General features: G+C 45.7%; 17 protein-coding genes. 3 read left to right on the forward strand and 14 right to left on the reverse strand.

Annotated features, from left to right (window positions below):
- Genes BIZ39_RS02395 through BIZ39_RS02415 form a run of 5 tightly spaced genes read right to left on the reverse strand, consistent with a single transcriptional unit; the run spans position 1 to position 4011 of the window.
- Positions 1-645, reverse strand: a complete 645-nt coding sequence (locus tag BIZ39_RS02395; RefSeq protein ID WP_049588448.1) for an SCO family protein — start codon at positions 643-645, stop codon at positions 1-3.
- Positions 642-1559, reverse strand: coding sequence for a heme o synthase (gene cyoE / locus BIZ39_RS02400; RefSeq protein ID WP_014980735.1), 918 nt, complete (start codon positions 1557-1559; stop codon positions 642-644). Before cyoE ends, BIZ39_RS02395 begins: the two co-directional genes overlap by 4 nt.
- Positions 1552-2769, reverse strand: a complete 1218-nt coding sequence (locus BIZ39_RS02405) for a COX15/CtaA family protein (protein WP_187446251.1) — start codon at positions 2767-2769, stop codon at positions 1552-1554. Before BIZ39_RS02405 ends, cyoE begins: the two co-directional genes overlap by 8 nt.
- A gap of 5 nt (positions 2770-2774) precedes the next feature.
- Positions 2775-3314, reverse strand: a complete 540-nt coding sequence (locus tag BIZ39_RS02410) for a hypothetical protein (RefSeq protein ID WP_187446252.1) — start codon at positions 3312-3314, stop codon at positions 2775-2777.
- On the reverse strand, positions 3307-4011 hold the full coding sequence (locus BIZ39_RS02415; protein WP_061096216.1) for an SURF1 family protein: 705 nt from the start codon (positions 4009-4011) through the stop codon (positions 3307-3309). Before BIZ39_RS02415 ends, BIZ39_RS02410 begins: the two co-directional genes overlap by 8 nt.
- Before the next feature lie 45 nt (positions 4012-4056).
- Here BIZ39_RS02415 and BIZ39_RS02420 point away from each other — a divergent pair, with 45 nt between their 5' ends.
- A complete protein-coding gene (locus tag BIZ39_RS02420; protein WP_039221374.1) occupies positions 4057-4266 on the forward strand; it encodes a DUF2909 domain-containing protein in 210 nt (69 codons plus the stop codon).
- Between the two features lie 15 nt (positions 4267-4281).
- Here BIZ39_RS02420 and BIZ39_RS02425 read toward each other — a convergent pair whose 3' ends face one another.
- From BIZ39_RS02425 to BIZ39_RS02455, 7 genes are all read right to left on the reverse strand, one after another.
- Positions 4282-5175: a cytochrome c oxidase subunit 3 gene (locus BIZ39_RS02425; protein WP_014951383.1), complete on the reverse strand. Its 894-nt coding sequence runs from the start codon at positions 5173-5175 to the stop codon at positions 4282-4284.
- Positions 5176-5198: 23 nt separating this feature from the next.
- Positions 5199-5786 (reverse strand): cytochrome c oxidase assembly protein, encoded by a 588-nt coding sequence (locus tag BIZ39_RS02430; RefSeq protein WP_014951384.1) that lies wholly within the window; start codon positions 5784-5786, stop codon positions 5199-5201.
- A 147-nt stretch (positions 5787-5933) separates the two neighbouring features.
- The gene (gene ctaD / locus BIZ39_RS02435) at positions 5934-7562 is read right to left on the reverse strand and encodes a cytochrome c oxidase subunit I (protein WP_187446253.1); all 1629 of its coding nucleotides are present in this window, start codon (positions 7560-7562) and stop codon (positions 5934-5936) included.
- Between the two features lie 9 nt (positions 7563-7571).
- Positions 7572-8735 (reverse strand): cytochrome c oxidase subunit II, encoded by a 1164-nt coding sequence (coxB, locus tag BIZ39_RS02440; RefSeq protein ID WP_014951386.1) that lies wholly within the window; start codon positions 8733-8735, stop codon positions 7572-7574.
- A gap of 582 nt (positions 8736-9317) precedes the next feature.
- Complete coding sequence (lexA, locus tag BIZ39_RS02445; RefSeq protein WP_014951387.1) at positions 9318-9944, reverse strand: transcriptional repressor LexA; 627 nt, start codon at positions 9942-9944, stop codon at positions 9318-9320.
- Between the two features lie 112 nt (positions 9945-10056).
- Positions 10057-13617 (reverse strand): hypothetical protein, encoded by a 3561-nt coding sequence (locus BIZ39_RS02450; RefSeq protein WP_187446254.1) that lies wholly within the window; start codon positions 13615-13617, stop codon positions 10057-10059.
- A 172-nt stretch (positions 13618-13789) separates the two neighbouring features.
- Complete coding sequence (locus tag BIZ39_RS02455) at positions 13790-16075, reverse strand: diguanylate cyclase (RefSeq protein ID WP_187446255.1); 2286 nt, start codon at positions 16073-16075, stop codon at positions 13790-13792.
- 267 nt (positions 16076-16342) lie between these two features.
- Here BIZ39_RS02455 and plsB point away from each other — a divergent pair, with 267 nt between their 5' ends.
- Positions 16343-18796, forward strand: a complete 2454-nt coding sequence (plsB, locus tag BIZ39_RS02460) for a glycerol-3-phosphate 1-O-acyltransferase PlsB (protein ID WP_014951390.1) — start codon at positions 16343-16345, stop codon at positions 18794-18796.
- 245 nt (positions 18797-19041) lie between these two features.
- Here the strand turns inward: plsB and ilvA are convergent, their stop codons facing one another.
- Entirely contained in the window at positions 19042-20595 is a 1554-nt protein-coding gene (gene ilvA, locus BIZ39_RS02465) for a threonine ammonia-lyase, biosynthetic (protein ID WP_014977809.1), read from the reverse strand.
- The gene (gene ilvD / locus BIZ39_RS02470; RefSeq protein WP_014977810.1) at positions 20595-22445 is read right to left on the reverse strand and encodes a dihydroxy-acid dehydratase; all 1851 of its coding nucleotides are present in this window, start codon (positions 22443-22445) and stop codon (positions 20595-20597) included. The genes ilvA and ilvD overlap by 1 nt, the downstream gene beginning before the upstream one ends.
- A gap of 442 nt (positions 22446-22887) precedes the next feature.
- On the opposite strand from ilvD, the gene BIZ39_RS02475 reads away from it, so the two are divergent.
- Positions 22888-23505 carry a trimeric intracellular cation channel family protein gene (locus BIZ39_RS02475; RefSeq protein WP_014951393.1) on the forward strand — a complete coding sequence of 206 codons (618 nt, stop codon included), beginning with the start codon at positions 22888-22890 and terminating at the stop codon, positions 23503-23505.
- The last annotated feature ends 34 nt before the right edge of the window (positions 23506-23539 follow it).

The following is a 23539-nucleotide window of genomic DNA, read 5'->3' on the forward strand; positions in this document are numbered from 1 at the left end:
TTACTGCTTCGAGATTATTATTGGCATATCAGCCAATATTTGCTGGGAATCACTTATCGATAGCTTTCCTGGCTCTCTTTTTGGTTTGAATCTTCCTATCACCCTAGCTTCAGGGTCGACAAGTACGACAGATGCACTGTGATCAACTAAATAGTTGGGGTTATCGGTACTTTCAGCAATGGCATACATCATTCCTAAATTACGTACAAACGGGAATAGCGCCTTGTGCTCTCCAGTTACGGCAATGAACTCCTCATTAAAATAGCTCACATACTCTGAAAGTCTTTCAATTGAATCGCGATTTGGATCAACGGATACAAAAACAATTCGAATAGGTTCGACACTATTTAATGCTTTTAGTTCAGGATATATACCGTTCAATTCAGCCATGGTAGTTGGACAAATATCGGGGCAGAAGGTATAGCCCACAAATACTAAGCTCCACTGCCCTTCAAGCGACGAATTATCAAACACTTCACCTTGATGAGATGTAAGTGAAAACGGTGATAATGCTCTCGGCTCTGGGTAAGTCTGAAAGTATTCAGGCTGACTTTCAACATTTGGGGGCGCGATATACAGCGCCCCTACGATGCCTGCACATAGCGCTAAAAATGCAACAAGGCCGACGGTAGTTCGTTGATTCATAAACTCAGTGGTATGTAGTGATCTAAGAGTAATACGACAAACAATACCATGAGATGAATAATTGAAAACCTAAAAGTTTTCATTGCAGTTTGTGGCTCTGCATCGAATTTTAACTTTAATGCATAGTATAAAAACCCAATGTTAAGCACACTTGAGCCAATCAAATAAATGAGATCGCTCATGCCTGTAAGGTAGGGCAGCAAACATACAAGCCCCAACAATACTGTATACAGCAACACTGACGTTTTCGTAAATGACACACCGTGGGTTACCGGCAGCATGGGCACCTTCGCTTTGGCGTAATCTTTTTCTCTATGAATAGCGAGCGCCCAAAAATGCGGTGGCGTCCAGGTAAAGATAATCAGCACTAAAAGCAGGGCATGGGCATGTATTTCCCCTGTAACCGCGGTCCAACCTAGAAGCGGTGGAGCAGCCCCTGCTAAACCGCCAATCACGATGTTTTGCGGTGTCGCTCGCTTTAAATACATCGTGTAGATAAACGCGTAGCCTACTAGACTTGCTAAGGTTAACCACGCGGTTAGCATATTCACAAAAAGAGCCAACACTACAAATCCAACCACACCTAAAACGCCTGCGAACCACAGCGCGTTGTTTACGCTAACCTTGCCTTTTGCGACGGGGCGATTAAAAGTACGCGCCATCACACTATCTATCTTATGGTCGACAACGTGATTAATAACGGCAGCAGACGCAGACAACATACCAATACCCAATAAGCCACAGATAAGTACGGTTGCGTTTACCCACGAAGGCGTAGCTAAACACATGCCTACTAACGCGGTTAACAGCAACAACATGACGACATTAGGCTTAGTCATTTCATAGTAATCTCGCCACGTGACTACATTGTGCTGACGTGAAGTGCGCGCATGTAAAGAGACCGATTTAGCCATGGAAACCTCCTGGAGCTTTAGGGAGAATATGAGAAGACGTTGACGCGTTTAAAGGGTCGTGCAAAGGCGCTTCGTGGATGCTAAATGCACCTGCACCCTGCAGTGGTTTCGAACTTGAGAATGAGCCTGTATTTCGTTTTTCTGTACCGAAGACGTTATCGTTTTCTAGTGCCAAAAATACGGTAAAAATGAGGTTGAGTAGGGAGAGAAGTAACACGGCTGCGACCGCGTTATGCATTACAGCGACAGCCAGTGGCAGCATAAAGATAATGTTGCTAAGTCCTAATGCCACTTGCGTGCACAATGCTACCAACATAAACGCACCCACATATTTTTGTTTACTTGTGGTGTAGCGGCTTACCAACACACTTATACCTAGTGCTAGCAAGTATAAAAACGTGATGACCGCGCCGAACCTATGCACTATGTGCATGGTAACTCGTTCGCCGTAATCGTGAGCACCAAACTCATAGTTGTCTGCATCAGGCACACTGAATGCACCTGCCAAATCAATTCTTTCCTGCCAACCGCTTTCACAGACCGGCATTTCCGTACAGGCCAACGCAGCATAATTGGCAGAAGTCCATCCACCAAGAGCAATCTGGGTAACAAGCACGCCAAGCCCAATGAAGGCGAAAAGTTTAAGGTTTCGCTGAAAGACTTTGGCTTGAGGTAAGTCGGTAATATCCTGATCATGCATAGCTGACGCTATGGGCGCTTGTTTAGTTTTCGATGCATCGCCTGCGGTGTTGCGCAAGCGGAGGTAGAGAATAAACAGGCAAGAGAGTACAGAGAAGCCCCCCAGCAAATGCCCCATAACTACAACGGGAAGGAGATTGAGCGTCACGGTCCACATACCAAGTGCTGCCTGGAAGATAATGAGTCCCAGCAGTAACAGAGGTAGTTTAACGGGCGTGCCTTTGTCGCGCTGCCGAATAGCAATAATGGCAATAGCCAGTACACACAGCCCCAGCGTTCCTGCAAAATAGCGGTGAATCATTTCATTCCACGCCTTAAATGCCTCAACTGGACGTTCAGGAAAAGCGGCGTTAGCTTGTGCCACTTTTTCCTCACTCAAAGGCACGGTTAGGTTACCGTAGCATCCAGGCCAGTCGGGACATCCTAGCCCAGCGTCGGTCAAACGCGTATACGCACCGAGAATAATAACGACTGCCGCCAGAAAAATACTGAATAGGGTTAATTTTTTCATGGCCATTATCCTATACGCGATAATTTAAGAAGCTTTCTCATATCTGCCAGCATGTTGCGGCTTTCCATCACGGCGTCTTTTCTATCGTCTTTAATGTCGTAAAAGAGCATGGCGTTATTTTGCGTATCAACAATATAAACACTGCTAGAGGCAAGCGCCGTTGGTGTAGTAACGGGTAAGGTTTCGACAAAAGGGTAGTCTTCTAGCGCGGCTATCGCACTTTGGTCGCTTGAAGCGGTAGTAACGACCACTGCTTGGGCACGGTCCGATTCTTTACCTAGCGCAAGCCACACTTGGTTAATGCTAAAAAGTGCGTTCTCGCACACTGCGTCACATTTACTTGGCATCACATACAACAAACGCCATTTAGGTTCCGCGTTTTCTAAAAGCGCACTCATGTCGATGGTCGGCGCGAGCAGCTGACCTTTATTTGTCGCGCCTTTAGTAAACCATTCGTTATCAAGTGCGAGCTTTGCCAGAACAACAGGTAAAACAAACACGGCTACCATAATAATTAATGTTTTTTTCGAAGCAGCATTACTCATAACTACGTCCTTTCTTACTAATTGCAAAGCCGCCAATGGCAGCAGCGGCAATGGCTAAACCAAACCATTGAACTGCATAGCCAAGGTGCTTTTCAGGAGACATTACGACGGCCTGATGTTCACGAATAAACGCAGGGTCAGGCGTAGTAAGGTGAAGAATAAAGGGTAAAAGTTTGCGCTCTAAGGCGTTGCTTAGTGCAGGGAATTCTATATGTTGTACCAGCGCGGGGCTTTGCGACAAAGCCATGTTGGTTTCTTTCACTAAGGGGTTGTTACCCGGCACGCTAAGCACGCCGATTAATTCGCGCGTTTGGCTTGTAAAACTTATATCCGGTAGCGTGCGCGTTAAGTCTGGCGCAGGCACCCAGCCAAAGTTAACCAAGAGCCACCCGACATTGGTATTTACCGGTACGATGACATCGAAACCCACCCGCTGATTGTGAATCTGATTATCTAATAGCAACACATGGTTAGCGTCTATTGCGCCGCTGAACGATACGGTAATATCCCGAGGATCATCATGAGACAACGCCTCTTCTAAACTCAAGGTTCCATTACTTTGCTTTTGCGCTATGCTAGCTAAGCGTTGTTGCTTTTGGACCATGCGATCAAGTTGCCAGTACCCTAAACCGCACATAATCGCCACACTAAAGCCCGTGAGTAACCAAGGAATAACGTGGCGAGTGCGAGAAAACATGATTATTTCGCACCATGCAAAATTAGAATAAAAACAGAGGTGAATATGTTGATAAAAATAGTCCTTGTTGCGTTGGTGCTGTACATGATTGTGAATTTGTTCATGGCGATGCGAATCATGATGAAAAATGACACATCAAAAGGGCCTATGAGTAAGTACATTGGTCGACGCGTGCTCACTTCTGCCGTCATTGTTATTATTATTCTTATCGCTATTGGTACCGGTTTAATTACCCCAAACCCAAGGCCTTACTGAGTTTGGGGCTCCCTTTTAAAGTACGTAAACAAAGATGTAGAGCATGACCCACACTACATCTACAAAGTGCCAGTACCAGCTCCCCGCCTGAAACGCGAAGTGGTTTTCAGGCGTGAAATGGCCTTTCAAGACCCTAAAAAACAGTACAATTAGAATGATGGTGCCAAGGGTCACATGCATGCCGTGAAACCCTGTGAGCATAAAGAAGGTATTGCCGTAAATGCCTGACTGAAGCGTAAGCCCCAAGTCGCGATACGCATGTATGTACTCTTCTACCTGTAGGAACAAGAACCCACATCCAAGTAAGATAGTGATACCCAGCATTAGGGTTAGCTGTTTGCGTTTGTTTTGCTCTAGTCCCACATGAGCGAAGTGCAGTGTAATAGATGAGATAAGCAAGATAACCGTGTTGATTGTGGGCAAACCCGCAGCACTCATTTCCTGTGTGGTAGTGCCGCCTGGCGTTGACACCAGCGGCCACATGGCCTCAAAGGTCGGCCATAAGACCTCATTGGTCATAGCGTTATTCGATGCGCCGCCCAGCCACGGAACGGAAATAAATCTCGCGTAGTAGAGGGCGCCGAAAAACGCAGCGAAAAACATCACCTCTGAAAAGATAAACCAGCTCATACCTTGTCGATATGAACGCCCCAGCTGATCGCTGTAAAGCCCTGCCATAGATTCGTCTATTTGATTTTTAAACCAACCTACAAGCATAACGAGCAATACTGCTATCCCCGCTAAAAGGATATGACCGCCATAGCCTGTTTCACCTTTGGTTGCTTGCACCACATAATTGCCCGCACCTACGGCGATAAGAAATAGAGCAACGGCCCCTACGATGGGCCATGGACTTTGTGCGGGTACATAATATTTTTGGTATTCGTGATTCTGTACTTCGGGTTGCATTTTCTTCTCCTTATCCCTTCGGCCTATTCGCCATTTGATGGTGTTGAAGCCATAAAGGGATTCGGTGTTGTCGTTAGGTCACTGGCTCGCGCTGTGACGTCATAGAGTGTGTACTGCAAGGTAAAAAACGTAATTTCTTCAGGTAGCTGAGGGTCTACATAAAACTGCATGGGCATATAGGCTTCACTACCCGCATCTAATGGCTGCTGATTGAAGCAGAAGCATTCAGTCTTGTTCAGGTACAGTGCTGCCGTTCCGGGGGATACAGAGGGAATGGCCTGAGCTACGATATTACTTGATGCAGGGTTTCTCACATAAAACGACACCGTATTAAGTTCGCCAGGGTGCACTTTCACGCGCTTGGTTTCAGCACGAAACTCCCACGGCATACCGGTATTTGTGCGAGTAATAAACTCGACGGTCACTTCTCGCGACTCATCAATCTCAACCGATTGATAAACCGCAGCCGTGCCTTCGGTTTTTCCGTTAATTCCCGTAACGTCGCAAAATACGTCGTACAAGGGAACAAGGGCAAAGCCGAAGCCAAACATGCCAATGACAATAGCAACAAGTTTAATAACCATCTTGTTGTTTGCGCTTTGCTGTGACATCACGTGACCTCCGGGTAAATCCATAGATGAAGGTTGGTAAACGCTTGCTTAGTCGTTTATCTCCCTCACCACCTGCAATGTGTGAATGTCATTCCCATCGGCTTTTGCCGGTTGAAAGGAATGACCTATTCACAACGCCACCTACCGTTACTTAACGACAGGTGGCGTTTCAAACGTGTGATAAGGAGCGGGTGATGGAATTTCCCATTCCAGTCCTTCTGCGCCGTCCCAAACTTGCGCTGATACCGGCTCACCTTGCTTTTTGCATGCCTTGATAAGCAGGGCAAGAAAGATGAGCTGAGATAAACCGAATGCAAAACCACCCAGGCTTATCCATTTATTAAAATCAGCGAACTGCAATGCATAGTCAGGAATACGGCGTGGCATACCAGCCAAACCCACAAAGTGCATAGGGAAGAACAACACATTGACCGATACCAATGAACACCAGAAATGCCATTTAGCTAAGGTTGTGTCATACATTTTTCCCGTCCATTTAGGCAACCAGTAATACACCGCTGCCATGATGGAAAAGACCGCGCCAGTTACCAGTACATAGTGGAAATGGGCTACAACGAAGTAAGTGTCGTGATATTGGAAGTCCACGGGCGTGATCGCCAACATTAGCCCTGACAACCCACCAATGGTGAACAGCACAATAAAGGCAATAGCGAACATCATTGGCATTTCGAAGCTCAGTGAGCCGCGCCACATGGTTGCTACCCAGTTAAACACTTTAACGCCAGTGGGCACCGAGATAAGCATGGTGGCAAACATGAAGAACATTTCCATGTACACCGGCATGCCCGTGGTGAACATATGGTGAGCCCATACAACAAAAGAGAGCAGCGCAATCGACGCCGTGGCGTAAACCATAGACGCGTATCCAAACAGCTGCTTTCGAGAGAAGGTAGGAACAATTTGCGAGATAATGCCGAAAGCGGGCAAGATCATAATGTACACTTCAGGGTGCCCGAAGAACCAGAAAATATGCTGGAACATAACCGGGTCGCCGCCACCAGCAGCATCAAAAAAGCTCGTGCCAAAGAACTTATCAGTTAACACCATGGTAACCGCACCGGCGAGCACTGGCATTACCGCAATCAGCAAGAATGCCGTGATAAGCCACGTCCATACAAACAGCGGCATTTTCATCCAAGTCATGCCTGGCGCACGCATATTAAAGATGGTCACAATCACGTTAATCGCACCCATAATGGATGAAATACCCATGATGTGAACAGAGAACACAAACAACGCTGTCGAATCGCCACTGTAAGTCGTTGAAAGGGGCGCGTAGAAAGTCCATCCAAAAGCAGGGCCACCGCCTTCCATAAAGAGCGAGCTCAATAGAATGAGAAAGGCACCTGGTAAAATCCAGAAGCTCCAGTTATTCATGCGCGGTAACGCCATGTCAGGGGCGCCGATCATCATGGGAATAAGCCAGTTTGCGAGCCCAGTAAAGGCTGGCATTACTGCACCAAATACCATGATAAGCCCGTGTACCGTAGTCATTTGGTTAAAGAAGTTTGGCTCTACAATTTGTAGACCGGGTTGGAATAGTTCAGCGCGGATCACCATGGCCATCGCACCACCAACTAAAAACATAATAAAGGCAAACCACAGGTACAGTGTGCCTATGTCTTTATGGTTAGTGGTAAACAACCAACGCGTTATCCCTTTAGGAATATGATCGTGGTGTTCATGGTCATCATGTAGGTGACCGTCATCAGGCGCAGAGGTATCTGGCGAAATAACTTCAGTTGCTTTGCTCATTGTCTGCTCCTAGTTTCCGTTTGCCACTGCGTTGACATCTTTGGCTTGAACCATATCGCCAGTTTTATTGCCCCAGGCATTTCGCTCGTAAGTGACTACGGCGGCAATTTCCTTAAGACTTAGCATTTTTCCAAACGCTTGCATGGCTGTTCCTGACTTTCCATGCAGCACGATGTCAATGTGACCCTGCTGATCTTCTAGTGCCATCTTGCTGCCTTTTAATGCCGGGAACACGCCAGGTAAACCTTCACCATTTGGCATATGGCAAGCAGCGCACGTTGCGTTGTATACTCGCTCGCCCTCTTTCATCAGTTCATCCATAGACATATTCATAGAAAGTAGACGCTGTTCTTCTTCTTTTGCTTTACGAACAATCTCTTCTTGTTCGCCCATCCACTTTTCAAACTCGGCGGGTTCTTTAGCAATTACCACAACCGGCATATAGCCATGGTCTTTACCACAAAGCTCTGCGCACTGTCCGCGATAAATACCCGGCTCATTCACCTTGGCCCAAGACTCGTTAATAAAGCCGGGGTTGGCATCTTTTTTCACGGCAAAGTCAGGAACCCACCAAGAGTGGATAACGTCGTCAGAAGTAATAAGAAAGCGTACTTTTTTCCCAGTAGGAATAACCAGAGGGCGGTCAACTTCCAGCAGGTAGTTATCTGTTTTCTGAAATTTGTTTTCTATTTGCTCGCGCTGAGTGGCGAGTAAAGAATAAAACTCTACATCGCTATCCATGTACTTGTAATGCCATTTCCATTGAGAGCCTGTTACTAACACCGTCATGTCAGGCTCAGACGTGTCTTCCATAGCAATTAGAGTATTCGCTGCGGGTACCGCCATGAAAATAAGAATAAGGAAAGGAATAACGGTCCAAGCAATTTCGACCTTCACGTTTTCGTGAAAATTAGCTGGCTTGGCACCACGGGACTTTCTATGTAGATACATTGAGGCGAACATCACGCCAAAAACTACAACCGCGATACCTACACAAATGAAGAACATCAACATATGGAGGTCGTATACCTGCCCACTGATGTCGGTAGCACCGCGTCTCAAATTAAGCGAAGAGGCTTCTTCGCTTGCTTCTTGCGCAAAAAGCAAAGGGGAAAAAAGCAAAATTGGTATACTAGAACACCATTTTGCGAAAACGGTCGTTAGTTGTTTCACTCAGCACCTCCGTAATGGCGTGGTCAAAGACGCTGATTAATTTGCGCGATGCCCTACCAAATGGTTTGCGAACGATTGACCCATAACCTCAACTTGCAAAACAAATTTAGAGCCATTGTTATTATTTTGTTAATCTCTGTATAAGAATTGCGCAATAATGTCGTGCCGTCTAGTCTTTTCTATTAAAAATTTAACGAAGTGGTTAATTTTTAATCATTAACTAAAATGGTCGCGGGGGATTTCACGTGCAAAAAGAGAAAGCCATTGCTGTGGGACGCCCTTGGAATCAAACAGGCATTTTGAACACGGGGTTAAAGTAAATGCTCGACTAACTAGTTAAGAAATCAATAAGTAATCGATGACTCAATGTCGATTTCAAACAAAATTCACAATAAAAAATGGAAAATACTTGAAGCATTCATAGAAAGAATAACCTGAGTAATGATAAAAATAAGCGCGCAGAAAACCAACAGGTTTGCTGGGCAGGATAAAACCTAAGTTGGCAGATTGAAGAAAAAAACAGGAACAAAAGACATAAAAAAAGCGGCTAACGCGCCGCTTTTATACAAACAAGCTAAAATACTACATCCAGTCAGCGTTTCTGATCACACCCACCGCAATGCCTTCTATCGCAAAATGTTCAGTCGCCAAATCAACTTTTATTGGTGCAAATTCATCATTCTCAGCATGAAGCAATACTTCACGCCCGCGTTTCTCTAGACGCTTTACGGTGACGTCTTCATCTACACGCGCCACAACCACCTGACCGTTGTGTACATCAGTGGTGCGATGAACAGCGAGAAGATCACCGTCTAAAATACCAATGTCTTTCATGCTCATACCGTTAACGCGTAGCAAAAAGTCGGCATGGGGTTGAAACAGTGCAGGATCGACTTTGTAGTGCGATTCAACATGCTCTTGCGCCAAGATCGGCTCACCGGCTGCAACACGCCCAATTAACGGTAGGCCTTCTTCTTCTTGTGCGTCGTTATCAAGAGGGATATTGAGCTTAATGCCACGAGACGTACCAGGCAAAATTTCAATCACGCCTTTACGCGCCAATGCTTTCAAATGTTCCTCTGCTGCATTAGCAGAACGAAAGCCAAGCTGACGGGCTATTTCCGCACGAGTAGGCGGCATTCCCGTTTCTAACATGGTTGTTTTAATAAGTTCTAAAACTTCGGTTTGTCGAGCTGTGAGTGGGCGCATAAAAGACCTGTCTGTTCATACAGTTCCTGTAAGTATATACACCTAAAACTAAATAACAAGCACTTGCCGCGTCTTTTGCGATCTGCAATAGCCTACGACAAGTGCTTTCCTCTTATTTTACGAGAAGAGCCATGTTCGGGTTACTAATTTGTAACTCCAGCTCCCCATCACTATTTTGACGTGTGCGCATGCCTTCAACATTATCGAGCCCAAGTCCAGGGCTTTGCCACACCACATTGCCTTTATTATCAACCTCAACCACGCGATATGCGATGCTGTCATAATAATTGTACGAATAGTCATTCTCGTTAGGCTGGTAGATAGCGAGAATCGACTGATTAGACGACGTCGTTGGAACAGCCGCTATATACTGAGGGTAGAATGACGGTGCTATAGCGTCTTTGAGTTCTAATGCATCGCTCGCCACGTCATAAACATTGATGGTGTTGTAGTTTCTATTTAAACACGCAAATTCAAGTTCGCTATCACTATCAAAATTTACCGTGAGCAATTGGTCACAATTGGTTTCCAATTCATTCAATCCAACAAATTCACCATCCTGCATTTTATAGAGCTTGAGCGAACTATAGCCCCCAACAGCAAAATAATGCACACCGTCTTTTTCAGAGGCAGCAAGCGCATTAATTGAAAAATCGTTAATGATTGAGTCGATAAGCACTTGATTCTCGATATCAAACGCTTTAAGTCGATTGTTCTCAATAATAACTGCATCGGCGTAACTATCGTTATTTACGTCAATGGCTTCAATAAACGAAATTTCACTATTCTGATTATTGTTCAGTGTCCACTGAATAGCGTTATCAGTAAGTCTCACGACATTAAACGACGAACTATAATCCAGTGCCCCTATTAGTAACTCACCCACACCGTCATTGTTGTAGTCTGTAACGACCGGTTTGCTATAGTTATAGACATCTTCGCCAACCTCAGCACTTATCGCAAAGTTATCCTCTTTATCTACCGATAAAATCTGAATAGATGATTCGTAACTACTTGTATCGCTAACAAAGACGGCTCTTTCATCATTATCGCCATAAGGTGCCCAACCCGCGGCATGATATCTACTCGCGCGCGGCGCACCTTTTATATCTGACAAGGCATATTCACCGTTGGCATCTTGTTGCGCTACTAAAATTTGATTCTCACCAGTCCAAATAATGTCGTCCACATTGTCATTGTCTAAATCGTCAATGAGAAGTGACATGCCACTGTAAGTGTTGTGGTTTAGAGCCCACTGCTCAGAGATTTGTCCCGCTTCTAATGCAAAACCTCTAACTTGTCCCCACTGACACTCGGAGACAACCACTATTCCTTCTGTAGCTGGGCTTTCTTTACTATAGGCGATATCACAAATGTCACCATGTTCCGCCGTTGCCAAACTGCTTTTCGATACTGCTGAGTAGATTGAGATATCATTCCAACTATCGGCACCGATGATTTCATCTACACCATCGTTATTCATATCACCCAGCACAACAAATGCGTCGCTGAACCCGCTACCGTATAGCCATTGGTTGGCACCGCTTTCGATATCAAATACATAACCATTGTTCGTTACCATTTCTATCGATGCGTCATCATCTACGTTACCAAAAGCAAGGTTATTGACGCCGTCAATATCGTACTGTTGCAACTGCTCACCTGTGCGAACATCTACAATGGCAATAGAAGTCGCATTGTAATATTCGCTCCCATATAAATAAGCAACTTCATCAACTCCGTCACCATTGATGTCGTAAAATAAGCCAGAAATAATACTATCTTCAATAATAAACACCGCTTCTGCGTTACTTTCGCGGTCTTTTATTACAGACAATCCCTGTTGAGTAAGAAGGTAGATTTCATCATTATTGTCACCATCAACATCTTGGGTATGCACGCTTCTAATTTCGCCTTTAGTTGGCAGTTTATACGGATACACATAGGTATTTTTAAGCGTATTGCCTTCTAGCGAAAATGCGCCCACGTTGCGAGCATTTACCGTGATAAGTTCACTTACACCATTGGTCGAAGCAATAGCAAAGCCGTGATTATAAATTGGTGTCATCACAGTAGTACGAGCATAAGCCGGGGCCTTGTCCGCATAAGAAGTGATTTCGAGCGTTTGTTGGGATTCAGTTCCGTCTAAGCTAGCGAAACTAAACATATAAGTTTGAGCGTTGAAAAGTTGATTCGCAGGTACATTCCAGGTCATCAGACCTTCCGCATTTAACGAAGCACCGGGAGGCGCTGAAATAAGCTCTCCCGCGACGTCATCGTCAACTCTGTCTGGGTCACTCATCGATACGGTAAACTCTACGTATCCGCCCGCAGTTACTACTTCAGGCATATTCGATGCAGTGAGCGTCATAGGAGAATTGCCGATCTCAACGAAAGTAGGCTGGGATTCAACAACGTTAATACCGTCTGACACCACCATGGTAACTTTAACTTCATCACCGAAGACTGCGCTGTAAGGTGGCAGCGTGGTACCATTAACATCGTCAAGGACTACACCATTTACATACCAGCGAAACGAAATCACCAGCTCTGAGTCGGGAGTATCTGAATCATGATAGTAGCCAGGCTCAACGGTGACTTCATCTGTGGTATAGACAGTCTCATAGGCATAGTAATAAGGCTGATTCACTACAGGAGGTACGGATATCGCATCGATATCTGAAAGCGCAAGGCCAGTATGATTTCCGCTGGCAAACGCTGTTAAATTATTAAAGTATACACCTACATCGTAAATATCATCGCCGTTGTTATCTTCGCCATAGCGAACTGCACCATCAATAACGTCAATTCCAGCCGTTTTATCTCCTTTTACGACCAGCGAGCCAGATGACGAATAGGGAAGGTCGCCCTGATCAGAAGAATATGCAAAGTCCAATTTGCCTTTAGACGCAATGTAGATTGAACCATTAAGTTCAGACACGAAGGTGTTGTTTGTCACCCCTTCTGCTGATGTGCCACTGACCTTGTAAGTTTCACCATTGTGCGTGACAGTAAGATACTGCCTCGTCTCTTCATAAAACGTACCTGTTTGTGGGCGGTAGCGAAAATCAACACTTAAGTAGCCTTTTAATGTTGTGCGCACGCCACCGTCTAGCATAGACAAAGTAGTGAAATAAGACGTTACTTCGGAGCTGTTTTCACCTGCGTCAGTAATAACTAGCGAAAATTGTCCGTCATACCGAGTGGAGTCGTAATATTGAATGCACTGATCATAGTCTACAGTAATCGTTCCTTTACCCGTGTCTTCATCAAGCTTACCTGAGTATGTTACTGATCCTGATTCATAGCACTCGGTCGTACCTTCAACGTTGCCGTTCTCATCTAGGAAGGTGTAGATATCATATTGATCTACATAGGGTGAGCCACTTGTATTGTCACCAAAGAGCGTGATGTAAACCTCTTGTACTGCGCTGATATCCACAGTAGAGACTTTCGTTTCTCCACTGTAGTTCGCATCAGCATAGGTGGTTGCCGCTGAGTTTAGTCGTGACTCTGAGTAATCTAAAGGATTTGATAAAATTTCTAGTGCTGTCGGCTCAGGTGGAGGTGGTGGGTTTGTAGGTGGAGAAGAATCAGAGCCACCTCCACCACCACACGCAGTTAGAGCTAAAAGAGAAAAAAGGCCAGAAAAACCCAAGCGCGAAGTTTTCATACATCGTCCCTGATTTAAAAGGCATGTCGGCTTTTTAGTTAAAAGCTCAAAACAAGCCTAATTATTAAGTTTAATAAAATATTCGTTTTTTATAACTTAACTTTATCAATCTAGCAACAGCGCCTTGGGCGTATACGCTTATATTTAATGTAGGCGAAGCCACGTACTATTATTACTCATCCCATACGACTTGGTTTCTGCCCTGCTCCTTGGCTCTGTACAGCGCCTTGTCAGCAAGCGATAAGAGGGCGCTGAAATCCGCCTCAAAGGTGTCTTTGATAAATGTTGCGCCGATACTGATCGATAAATTCATCGTGTCTGTCTTGTAGGTCACCCTTCCTTCTTCAACAGCAATGCGCAGTGCTTCTAGCTGCCTATGGATCTCTTCTTTCTTGTCACCTATCATGACTATTGCAAACTCTTCTCCTCCTAATCGAGCCACGACATTTGGCGCTTGATTATGTTTAGCTATTTTTCTCGCAACAGCAATAAGCGCCTGATCTCCAGCATCGTGACCGTAGGTATCGTTTACTTTTTTGAAGTGATCAATATCGACAATAGCAACACATCCTCGACAATGTTGTTTTGAAAATGAGATGCACTCGTCAAGGAACGCGCGTCGGTTATAAAGGCCCGTTAAAGAATCAGTCATCGCCAAATGCCTAAGCTTCTCTTCAGCAACGGCTCGGGCTTCCTCAAGCTCTACTGCGTAGAACAAGCCAGCCAAAGCATCTAAAAAGGGCTGTAGAAACTCAGCATCTTCGTCAGTGTAGGTATCAAACTTATTCGCTAAACCGACCATTCCCACTACTTTATCTTTCACTTTTATTGGTAGGCCTAAAAATCGGCTAATGCGCGGATGACCGTGCGGAACACCTTTGGAATTAGGGTGACTGTTTGGCGCATTACTAATGGTAACTTCTCCCGTTAAAATTGAGGTTCCAAAAAGGTTATCGAAGTTACTAAAGTAGAGGTTTCGTTTTTTGTATTCTGCATATTGAGAAAAGCTACTGTTATCCCAAACAATTTCAGAAATCGCATGAATGAAAAGTCTAGAGGAGCTACCGTCTCCTTTCATTTGGCCGACAAAGGCAAACTGGCTATCTGAGATATCTATGAGTTCGGCCAATACGGACTGACACGCCATCGTCAAGTCATTGTTTTGCAGATATGATGCCCGGGTTTTATTGATAAATTGAAGGAGCTGGGTTTTCTTTCTCTCATGCAGTTCGCTTTCCATTCGCTGCGTTATATCTCTGTGAATACCTGCTATACGAACCGGCTTACCTTGGGCATCTGTCTCAACGGTTTTCCCATAACTTTCAACCCAAACCCAAGAGCCATCAGTGTGTTTCATGCGAAATGTGGTGTTAAAGACTTTGCTCTTACCAATTAGATGCATGTTGAGCTGCTTTTCAACTTTGACGTAATCCGCGGGATGAATGAGCTGTCTAAAAAAGCGGGAGCCACTGTCATAGTATTCATACTCAAGACCAACAATGTCGCACCAGCGCTTGTTGACTTGATTAACATCGGCGGCCAAGTTCCAGTCCCATGTTCCTAACTCAGAAGCCTCGAGTAATAAACGCATCCGCTGATTGGTTTTATTGAGCTTGTCTTCCACATACTTTTGGTCACTAGTGTCAAACAAAAATGCTTGAACCGAGTACAACATGCCGTCTTCGCGAAAATTTGCCGTTGATATCATGCTCACCCAAATAGTACGCGTTGGCGTCCTTATCTGAAGACGGCAGGTGTGCGTTTCAACACCTTCCATGTGGGCCTGCATAGCAAAGGTAAAATCACCCTCCGCCTCCTCAGACAGCACCTCACTCAATGCCACCGTTCCAGTGAGCAAATCTTGGGGTGAAACTCCCAATACACGCTCACTATTTTTCGAGATATACACCAGCCTCAACGACGTATCATAGCGCCACGTTGCCAACACAATAGGAGACTTCTCAATAAGCCCATGCTCGCGTTTAAGCGCTTCGTGTTCTCTTGAAAGCGAAATATGCTGACTAACCAAAGCACCTATTCTCTCTAAAACTTCTAAGTGTTTTGCGTCTATTTCTCTTGGCACGGTATCAATTAAACATACGGCACCGATTACCTGATCATTTATCTCGATCGGCGTTCCTGAGTAGAAACAAATGTGAGGTTCTCCGGTGACGAGAGGATTATGCATAAACCGTGGATCTTCTTGCGCGTTGCTAACAACCACCTGCTTGCGCTCTTCAACGACGTGACTACAAAACGCATGTTCACGAGTGACTTTAGAAAGAGTGGTTCCGTAGTGTGCTTTAAAGGTTTCTTCAAACTCTCCGACGACGCCAATGAGTGCGATCGGCACCTTGTATGCCTCTGCGAGCACCATCATTAAATCATCAAGATCTAACGGCACTTCGCTATTGAGCATAAAGTCATCAATTGTCTTTAACCGGCTTTGATCATCCACTACTGCTTGCTCATATTCATTTGCCCTTATAAAAGTAGTAACAGTCCGGCTGTACCGCAATTAAATACAGCTAATGTTACGTTCTCTGTATTCGAACCCATTATAGAAATGGCTGTGACTCACAAGAAAAGGAGAAGGGCGCTTTTGAACTTCCCATGTTATGGGTAGTCATTACAGCATGAGAAGCGATGAAATTGGCTTGTCGCGAGATTGTGACGCGTTTGTGTTACACTTCACCCGTTTTTATTTCATAGGATTACATAATTCATGTCGTGGATGCGAAAAGCCCTTCTGTCGGTATTTCATTATCCTGTTAAGTTACTGGTTAAAGCCCACAGCATTCCAGTTAACGTTGAAACCGAATTAGGAATAGATAAAAGTAAACCTATCGTTTATCTACTCCCCACCAACTCAGTGACAGACCAACTTGCACTGAGAATGTCGACTAAAGCGCTAGGTTTACCTAGTCCTACAGAAACCCTCACATTAGCGGGGCGAGAGTATTCGTCGACCTTATTTTTACGCAAAACCCAGCCTCTTTTCCGTTCGTCGGCTAAAGATACGGGAATTGAAGACGTTTTTACTGACCTCTTTCATTTGCATAGAGACCATGAAAACCTAGATTTACAAGTTGTTCCTGTCTATGTGACGTGGGGCCGTGCCCCGGGTCGTGGTAAGCCAGGCTTAAGCGATCTCATTGCTGATAAAGCGGCGCCAAGTTGGCTTCGTAAGTTGTTCATTGTGCTGTTTTTGGGCCGCGACAACTTTATTAACTATTCTAAAGCCGTTTCTGCACGCGCGATGTCCAATCAACATGGTAGTGACCAAAGTATTGCACATAAGCTTGTGCGCGTAGCAAGCACTCACTTTCAAAGAAAGCGCCAAAGCATGACTGGCCCTACGCTGTTAGAGCGCCAAGAACTCAATAATAGTGTGTTGGGCTCTGATGCAGTGCGTCGCGCTATTGCTGAGGAATCAAGAAGCAAGAAAGTGTCTCATGAAAAAGCGAAAGAGACTGCCCAAACCTACATCACAGAAATCGCGGCAGACTACCGCGAAGGGCTAATTCGTTTTGGCGACAGGCTACTTACCCGTATCTGGAACAAAATTTATAACGGTATTAGTGTAGGTCATGCCGATCGCATTCGTGAATTGGCGGCTAATGGTCATGAAATCATCTACGTACCGTGCCACCGTAGTCACATGGATTACCTATTATTGACTTACGTGATTTATCACGAAGGTATGGTTACGCCACATATCGCTGCAGGTATCAATCTGAACTTTTGGCCGGTTGGAAAAATGTTCCGTCGTGGCGGTGCTTTTTTCTTACGCCGCAGTTTTGCAGGCAACAAGCTCTACACAGCTGTTTTCAGAGAATATCTAGAGCTGCTGTTTAACAAAGGCTATTCGGTAAAATACTATCCCGAAGGTGGCCGCAGCCGAACCGGCCGTTTGATCCCACCGAAAACGGGCATGCTAGCCATGACTATCCAAGCCATGCTCAAAGGCGTTAACCGTCCAGTTAGTATCGTGCCTGTCTATATTGGCTATGAGAACGTGATGGAAGTGAAAAGCTATTTGAACGAACTCAAAGGCTCTAAGAAGAAAAAAGAATCTAACCTTCAGGTGTTCTCGGCTATTCGTAAACTCAAGAATTATGGTCACGGATACGTGAATTTTGGCGAACCCATTGCGCTTAACCAGTTTCTTGAAAATCATGTGCCTAACTGGCGAGATTGTCGCGATGCCGAGCCAGAGAAAAAACCAGCGTGGCTGACACCTGCGGTTAACGAACTGGCCAATAATGTCATGACGCGAATTAACCGCGCAGCGGCATTAAATGGTATGGCGTTAGCGTCGTTATGCTTACTGTCTTCTAAACGACAGACCATGAGTGAAGCTGAGTTAAAACAAGCAATGGGCGATTTCATGGACTTGTTTAAAGCGGTACCGTTCAGCGATGATGCCACCATTCCAGATTCATCAGCGGAAGAGCTACTGCGCGATACGCTGAAATTAGGCCGCTTTGACGTAAAAGAAGACGATTATGGGCGTTTGATCAGTCCTCAACCAAAATCAGCGGTATACCTTACTTATTATCGCAACAACATTTTGCATTTATTCGCGATCCCAGGTCTTATTATGGCATCTATCTTCGCGAAGAAAGGCACCACGAAGAACAGTATTTTTCAGCTTATTGCTGCGCTTTATCCGTTGCTGCAAAAAGAGCTGTTCTTGCACCTTACCCAAGATGAAGCGCTTGCGCATACTGATGCGCTTATAACAGCGCTACTAAACAAAGGATTGTTGCGTCAGGAAGGCGATGAACTGTTGCCGCCAGATGCACACTGCAAACAATTCCACTCAGCATGGCTGTTAAGCCGATGCATGCAGGAAACGCTTCAGCGTTACGCGGTGGTATTGACCATTCTTGATAAAGAAAAAGTGATTAGCCGAAGTGCGCTTGAGCGTGAAAGTAAGCAAGTGGCTGAACGCTTATCTGCACTCTATGGACTAAGCTCACCAGAGTTTTACGATAAGAATGTGTTGTCTAGCTTTATCAGTGCATTGAAAGAAAACCACTGGCTGGACTCTGAAAAAGATGGCAGCTTGAAGTACTCAGAAGAGTGTGAAGCCTTACGTGCTGACGTTATGGCCCTGATTTGGCCAGAAATGATGCAGCATTTGGAGAACGTTACACTAAACGCTTCGAATTAAGGCGACGCTAGCTGGCTGAATTTGCCAGAACTACGGAGCTTAGGTAAAAAGATAAAGCCCATGCTATAGCATGGGCTTTTTATTGCGCGTCAATCTATCTTGGCAGGCATTGAAAATCCCCATACTTCATTGATAGATAGACGCTAGATAGTGCCGCTTCGTATCGCTCCCCGGTAAACCTGCGCTTAACGCGAAGCAATACAAAGCGAAAACGGAAGATAGGCTCGTTTCGCCTGTTTCGCTATTTAAACCTTCGCTGGTTGCGATAGGAAAAAACGATAGGCGGGGTTGTCTGTTACTTCTTCAACCTTATAGCCTAACTCTGCAACATGCTGGTTAAAGTCATCTCTACTTTCTGGTGCGATATCAAAGCCTGCCAATACCAAACCTTCTGCTGCGCCATGGTTGCGATAGTGAAATAGGGTAATATTCCACTGTTCACCTAAGGTATTTAAGAAGTTCAGTAGCGCACCCGGACGCTCAGGAAATTCAAAGCTGAAGACTTGCTCATTGAGAATAGTTGGCGGACGGCCACCAACCATGTGACGAACATGGAGCTTCGCTAACTCATTATCGGTTAAGTTAACGCAGTCATACCCTTTGCTTTCAAGGTCGCTTTGCAGTGCAGCAAACTCTTGCTGCCCGCCTTTAAGCTTAACGCCCACGAAAATATGTGCTTCGCTCTCACTGGCATAGCGATAGTTAAATTCGGTGATTGCTTTTGCCCCAACGCACTCGCAAAACTGTTTAAACGCACCTTTGTTTTCAGGAATTTTAACCGCAAAGACCGCTTCTTTCTGCTCACCTAATTCACAGCGTTCAGACACATAGCGAAGGGTATGAAAGTTGATGTTTGCGCCACACAGAATGCCGCCTAACTTCTTACCTTTGAGGTCGTGTTGCTTAGCGTACTTGCGAATTGCCGCCACCGACAATGCGCCCGCAGGCTCTGCAATAACACGGGTATCATCAAAGATATCCTTAATTGCTCCGCATATTTCATCATTAGTAACCGTAATGGTTTCATCAATTAAACGATTACACAGACGGAAAGTTTCCTGCCCCATCACTTTAACAGCAACGCCATCAGCAAAAATGCCGACGCTTTCAAGCTCGGTAGGCGCGCCTTGCGCCTTTGCTTTAATGAAACAGGCCGATTCTTCCGACTCTACCGCAACGATTTTTATGCTTGGTTTTAGTTGCTTTAAGTAAACCGCAATACCAGCGGCTAAACCACCGCCGCCCACAGCAATAAATAAGATATCGAGGTGTGGGTTTTGCTCTAGCAACTCTCGCGCGACTGTACCTTGCCCTGCAATGACATCGGGGTCGTCAAAGGGCGGAACAAAGGTATAACCGTGGGTCTCACATAATGCTTTTGCATGGCTACTTGCTTGATCAAAGCTGGTGCCATGCAATACCACATTCACGTTTTCACCGCCGAAGCGTCGTACTGCGTCTACCTTGATATCAGGCGTGGTTTCAGGCATGACTATAGTCGCCTGAATACCTTTCATTTTTGCACTGTACGCTAAGCCTTGCGCATGATTACCCGCAGAGGCGCCAATTACGCCAGCTTGCAATTGCTCGTCGCTTAGTGAGCAAATACGGTTATAGGCACCGCGCAGCTTAAAGCTTTTTACCGGCTGCTGATCTTCGCGTTTCAGAAAAATTTCATTGCCAAGCTCGGCTGAAAGCAAAGACATATAGGAAAGTTCACTTGCCACTGCTACATCGTAAACAGGGGCAAGTAAGATCTTCTTCAAATATTCATGATCGCTAACGTGTTCGGCTGCCATTACAGATTTTCCAGCTTAGTCACATCACGCACTGCACCTTTATCGGCACTGGTTGCTAACGCCGCAAAGGTTTTAAGTGATGTGGAGACTTCACGAACGCGATCTTTCGGCTTCCAAGGCTTATCACTGGCTTCCATTTTCGCGCGGCGTTCTGCTAGTTCTTCATCGCTAATAGCAATATTGATACTTCTATTGGGGATATCTATTTCAATTTTATCGCCATCTTCCACTAGGCCAATGCCACCACCACTGGCGGCTTCAGGTGAGCAGTGACCTATAGACAACCCACTGGTACCGCCACTAAAGCGTCCGTCTGTTACCAAAGCGCAGTGCTTGCCTAACCCTTTAGATTTCAAGTAAGACGTTGGGTACAGCATTTCTTGCATACCCGGGCCGCCGCGGGGACCTTCGTAGCGAATGAAGACCACATCACCGGCTTTTACTTCATCGCCCAAGATACCTGCTACCGCATCATCTTGGCTTTCGTAGATTCTCGCAGTTCCGTTGAATTTTAAAATAGACTCATCTACGCCAGCCGTTTTTACAATACAGCCATCTTCAGCCACATTACCGTATAGCACGGCTAGGCCACCTTCTTGACTGAACGCATGGTCGATAGAGCGAATGCAGCCGTTTTCGCGGTCGTCATCGGCTTCGTCCCAGCGACAATCTTGGCTAAATGCTTTTGTCGTGCGAATACCCGCAGGACCAGCGCGATAAAAGGTAATAGCGTCTTCGTTTTCAGGGTTAGTGATGTCCCACTCGCTGATAACGTCGGTAAGCGGTTTTCCTAAAACATGATTAACATCGGTGTTCAGCAAGCCAGCCTTATTTAGCTCGTTCAAAATACCCAAAACGCCACCCGCTCGGTGTACGTCTTCCATGTGATATTTGGGTGTTGAAGGTGCCACTTTGCATAGGTGAGGGACTTTGCGAGACAATCTGTCGATGTCTGCCATAGTAAACGGCACTTCGCCTTCCATTGCCGCTGCTAACAGATGCAAAATGGTATTGGTCGACCCCCCCATGGCAATATCCAAGCTCATAGCATTCTCAAAAGCCTTAAAGTTAGCGATATTACGTGGTAATACACTGTCATCATCGTCGCCGTAGTAACGCTTGCACAGCTCAACGATTTGTTTGCCCGCTTGTTTAAATAAACCTTCACGGTCGGCGTGGGTAGCCAGCATAGAGCCGTTGCCCGGCAAGGATAAACCTAACGCTTCGGTTAGACAGTTCATGGAGTTCGCGGTGAACATCCCTGAACATGAGCCGCAGGTAGGGCAGGCTGAGCGCTCAATTTCGTCGGTATCAGCATCGCTAACTTTGTCGTCAGCAGCCGCTACCATGGCGTCAACCAAGTCTAGTTTAATAAGCTGGTCTGAAAGCTTGGTTTTACCCGCTTCCATTGGGCCCCCAGACACAAAAATGACCGGTACGTTCAAGCGCATAGACGCCATTAGCATTCCCGGGGTAATCTTGTCGCAGTTAGAAATACAAACGATGGCATCGGCGCAATGTGCGTTCACCATGTATTCCACTGCATCAGCAATAATTTCTCGAGATGGTAAGCTATACAGCATACCGCTGTGCCCCATGGCGATACCGTCATCCACTGCGATAGTGTTGAATTCTTTCGCCACACCACCCGCTTCTTCAACGCTGCGTGCCACTAATTGGCCGAGATCTTTTAGGTGAACATGCCCAGGTACGAACTGCGTAAATGAGTTCGCAATAGCAATAATAGGCTTGCCGAAATCAGAGTCTTTCATTCCAGTTGCTCGCCATAACGCGCGAGCTCCCGCCATATTTCTACCTTGGGTGGTAGTTGCTGAACGTAACTTGGGCATAAATCCTTCCCGTTAATTTAAGGTTCTAGGTTTAGGCGCTAGACCTTTTTGTGAAACTAAAAAACAGTGGTAAACCAGTAATGCTTTGGCTCAACTTCCAATACGCGCTGTTTTACTCAAAATTGCATGTCATACTGATGATGTAACACATCATCTAAGGTCGTTCAAAGCGAGGAGCAACAAAGCCTAACTGCTAACACATCAGTAGCGCTTTGTTTTATATGATATATTTGACATACAATACCTATATCCATTGGCATTGTAGTTATGAAATGTTGTTCGTTAGAGGTTATGGCTTTACCTCATCACTCAATATCACGAACCGTAATCTCAACAGTACGTTTCGATATTGGGCAAAGAAATAGCATGAAACATAAGGCCTGATCAAGTATTTTGCGGTAGGAATGGCGAGTTTTTAAGGGTAGTAAAAGGGTACAAGAAGATGTTTGATTGGTTTCATTGGTTAAACTTAGCGGGGGTTGCAGTGTGCGCAATTTCCGGCACCCTGATGGCCTATCAAAAGCGTATGGATGGATTTGGCGTGGTCGTGCTTGCCAGCGCTACCGCCATTGGCGGCGGAACACTACGTGATGTCATGTTAGATGTCCCGGTCTTCTGGATTGCCGATACCGATTATTTATACACCACACTGATAGCCGCCTTTATACCCATTATCTGGCTGCGTATTAGCCCACGCTTTCCTTTTCACTATTTATTGATCGCCGATGCTTTCGGGCTCGCGCTTTTTAACGTAGTTGGCATAGAGAAAGCCTTAGCCAACGACACAGGCATGGCCGTGGCGGTTGCCATGGGCACCATTACCGGCGTGTTTGGCGGTCTGTTACGGGACGTTATTTGCCGAGAGGTACCGCTGGTACTCAACGGCGAACTGTATGCAATGACCTGTATTGCAGGGGGCGTGGTTTATGGAATAGGCATGCAAATGGAACTCGCCACACAGTGGTGTGGTATTGCGGCCCTTGTCACAACCGTACTGTTTAGGCTTGGCGCCATGCGCTGGCATTGGCAGCTGCCTGTTTTCTACAACGACCACCACTAGCACTAGCACTAGCACTAGCACTAGCCTAAGTTTG

Origin of the sequence: Alteromonas sp. BZK5, from assembly GCF_014349115.1 — a bacterium.
Lineage (GTDB): Bacteria > Pseudomonadota > Gammaproteobacteria > Enterobacterales > Alteromonadaceae > Alteromonas > Alteromonas macleodii.

What these genes read in the sequence shown, in the direction of transcription:
- BIZ39_RS02395 (WP_049588448.1), bottom strand. Translation starts at nt 645, where the DNA reads ATGAATCAACGAACTACCGTCGGCCTTGTTGCATTTTTAGCGCTATGT.
- cyoE (WP_014980735.1), bottom strand. Translation starts at nt 1,559, where the DNA reads ATGGCTAAATCGGTCTCTTTACATGCGCGCACTTCACGTCAGCACAAT.
- BIZ39_RS02405 (WP_187446251.1), bottom strand. Translation starts at nt 2,769, where the DNA reads ATGAAAAAATTAACCCTATTCAGTATTTTTCTGGCGGCAGTCGTTATT.
- BIZ39_RS02410 (WP_187446252.1), bottom strand. Translation starts at nt 3,314, where the DNA reads ATGAGTAATGCTGCTTCGAAAAAAACATTAATTATTATGGTAGCCGTG.
- BIZ39_RS02415 (WP_061096216.1), bottom strand. Translation starts at nt 4,011, where the DNA reads ATGTTTTCTCGCACTCGCCACGTTATTCCTTGGTTACTCACGGGCTTT.
- BIZ39_RS02420 (WP_039221374.1), top strand. Translation starts at nt 4,057, where the DNA reads ATGTTGATAAAAATAGTCCTTGTTGCGTTGGTGCTGTACATGATTGTG.
- BIZ39_RS02425 (WP_014951383.1), bottom strand. Translation starts at nt 5,175, where the DNA reads ATGCAACCCGAAGTACAGAATCACGAATACCAAAAATATTATGTACCC.
- BIZ39_RS02430 (WP_014951384.1), bottom strand. Translation starts at nt 5,786, where the DNA reads ATGTCACAGCAAAGCGCAAACAACAAGATGGTTATTAAACTTGTTGCT.
- ctaD (WP_187446253.1), bottom strand. Translation starts at nt 7,562, where the DNA reads ATGAGCAAAGCAACTGAAGTTATTTCGCCAGATACCTCTGCGCCTGAT.
- lexA (WP_014951387.1), bottom strand. Translation starts at nt 9,944, where the DNA reads ATGCGCCCACTCACAGCTCGACAAACCGAAGTTTTAGAACTTATTAAA.
- BIZ39_RS02450 (WP_187446254.1), bottom strand. Translation starts at nt 13,617, where the DNA reads ATGAAAACTTCGCGCTTGGGTTTTTCTGGCCTTTTTTCTCTTTTAGCT.
- plsB (WP_014951390.1), top strand. Translation starts at nt 16,343, where the DNA reads ATGTCGTGGATGCGAAAAGCCCTTCTGTCGGTATTTCATTATCCTGTT.
- ilvA (WP_014977809.1), bottom strand. Translation starts at nt 20,595, where the DNA reads ATGGCAGCCGAACACGTTAGCGATCATGAATATTTGAAGAAGATCTTA.
- ilvD (WP_014977810.1), bottom strand. Translation starts at nt 22,445, where the DNA reads ATGCCCAAGTTACGTTCAGCAACTACCACCCAAGGTAGAAATATGGCG.
- BIZ39_RS02475 (WP_014951393.1), top strand. Translation starts at nt 22,888, where the DNA reads ATGTTTGATTGGTTTCATTGGTTAAACTTAGCGGGGGTTGCAGTGTGC.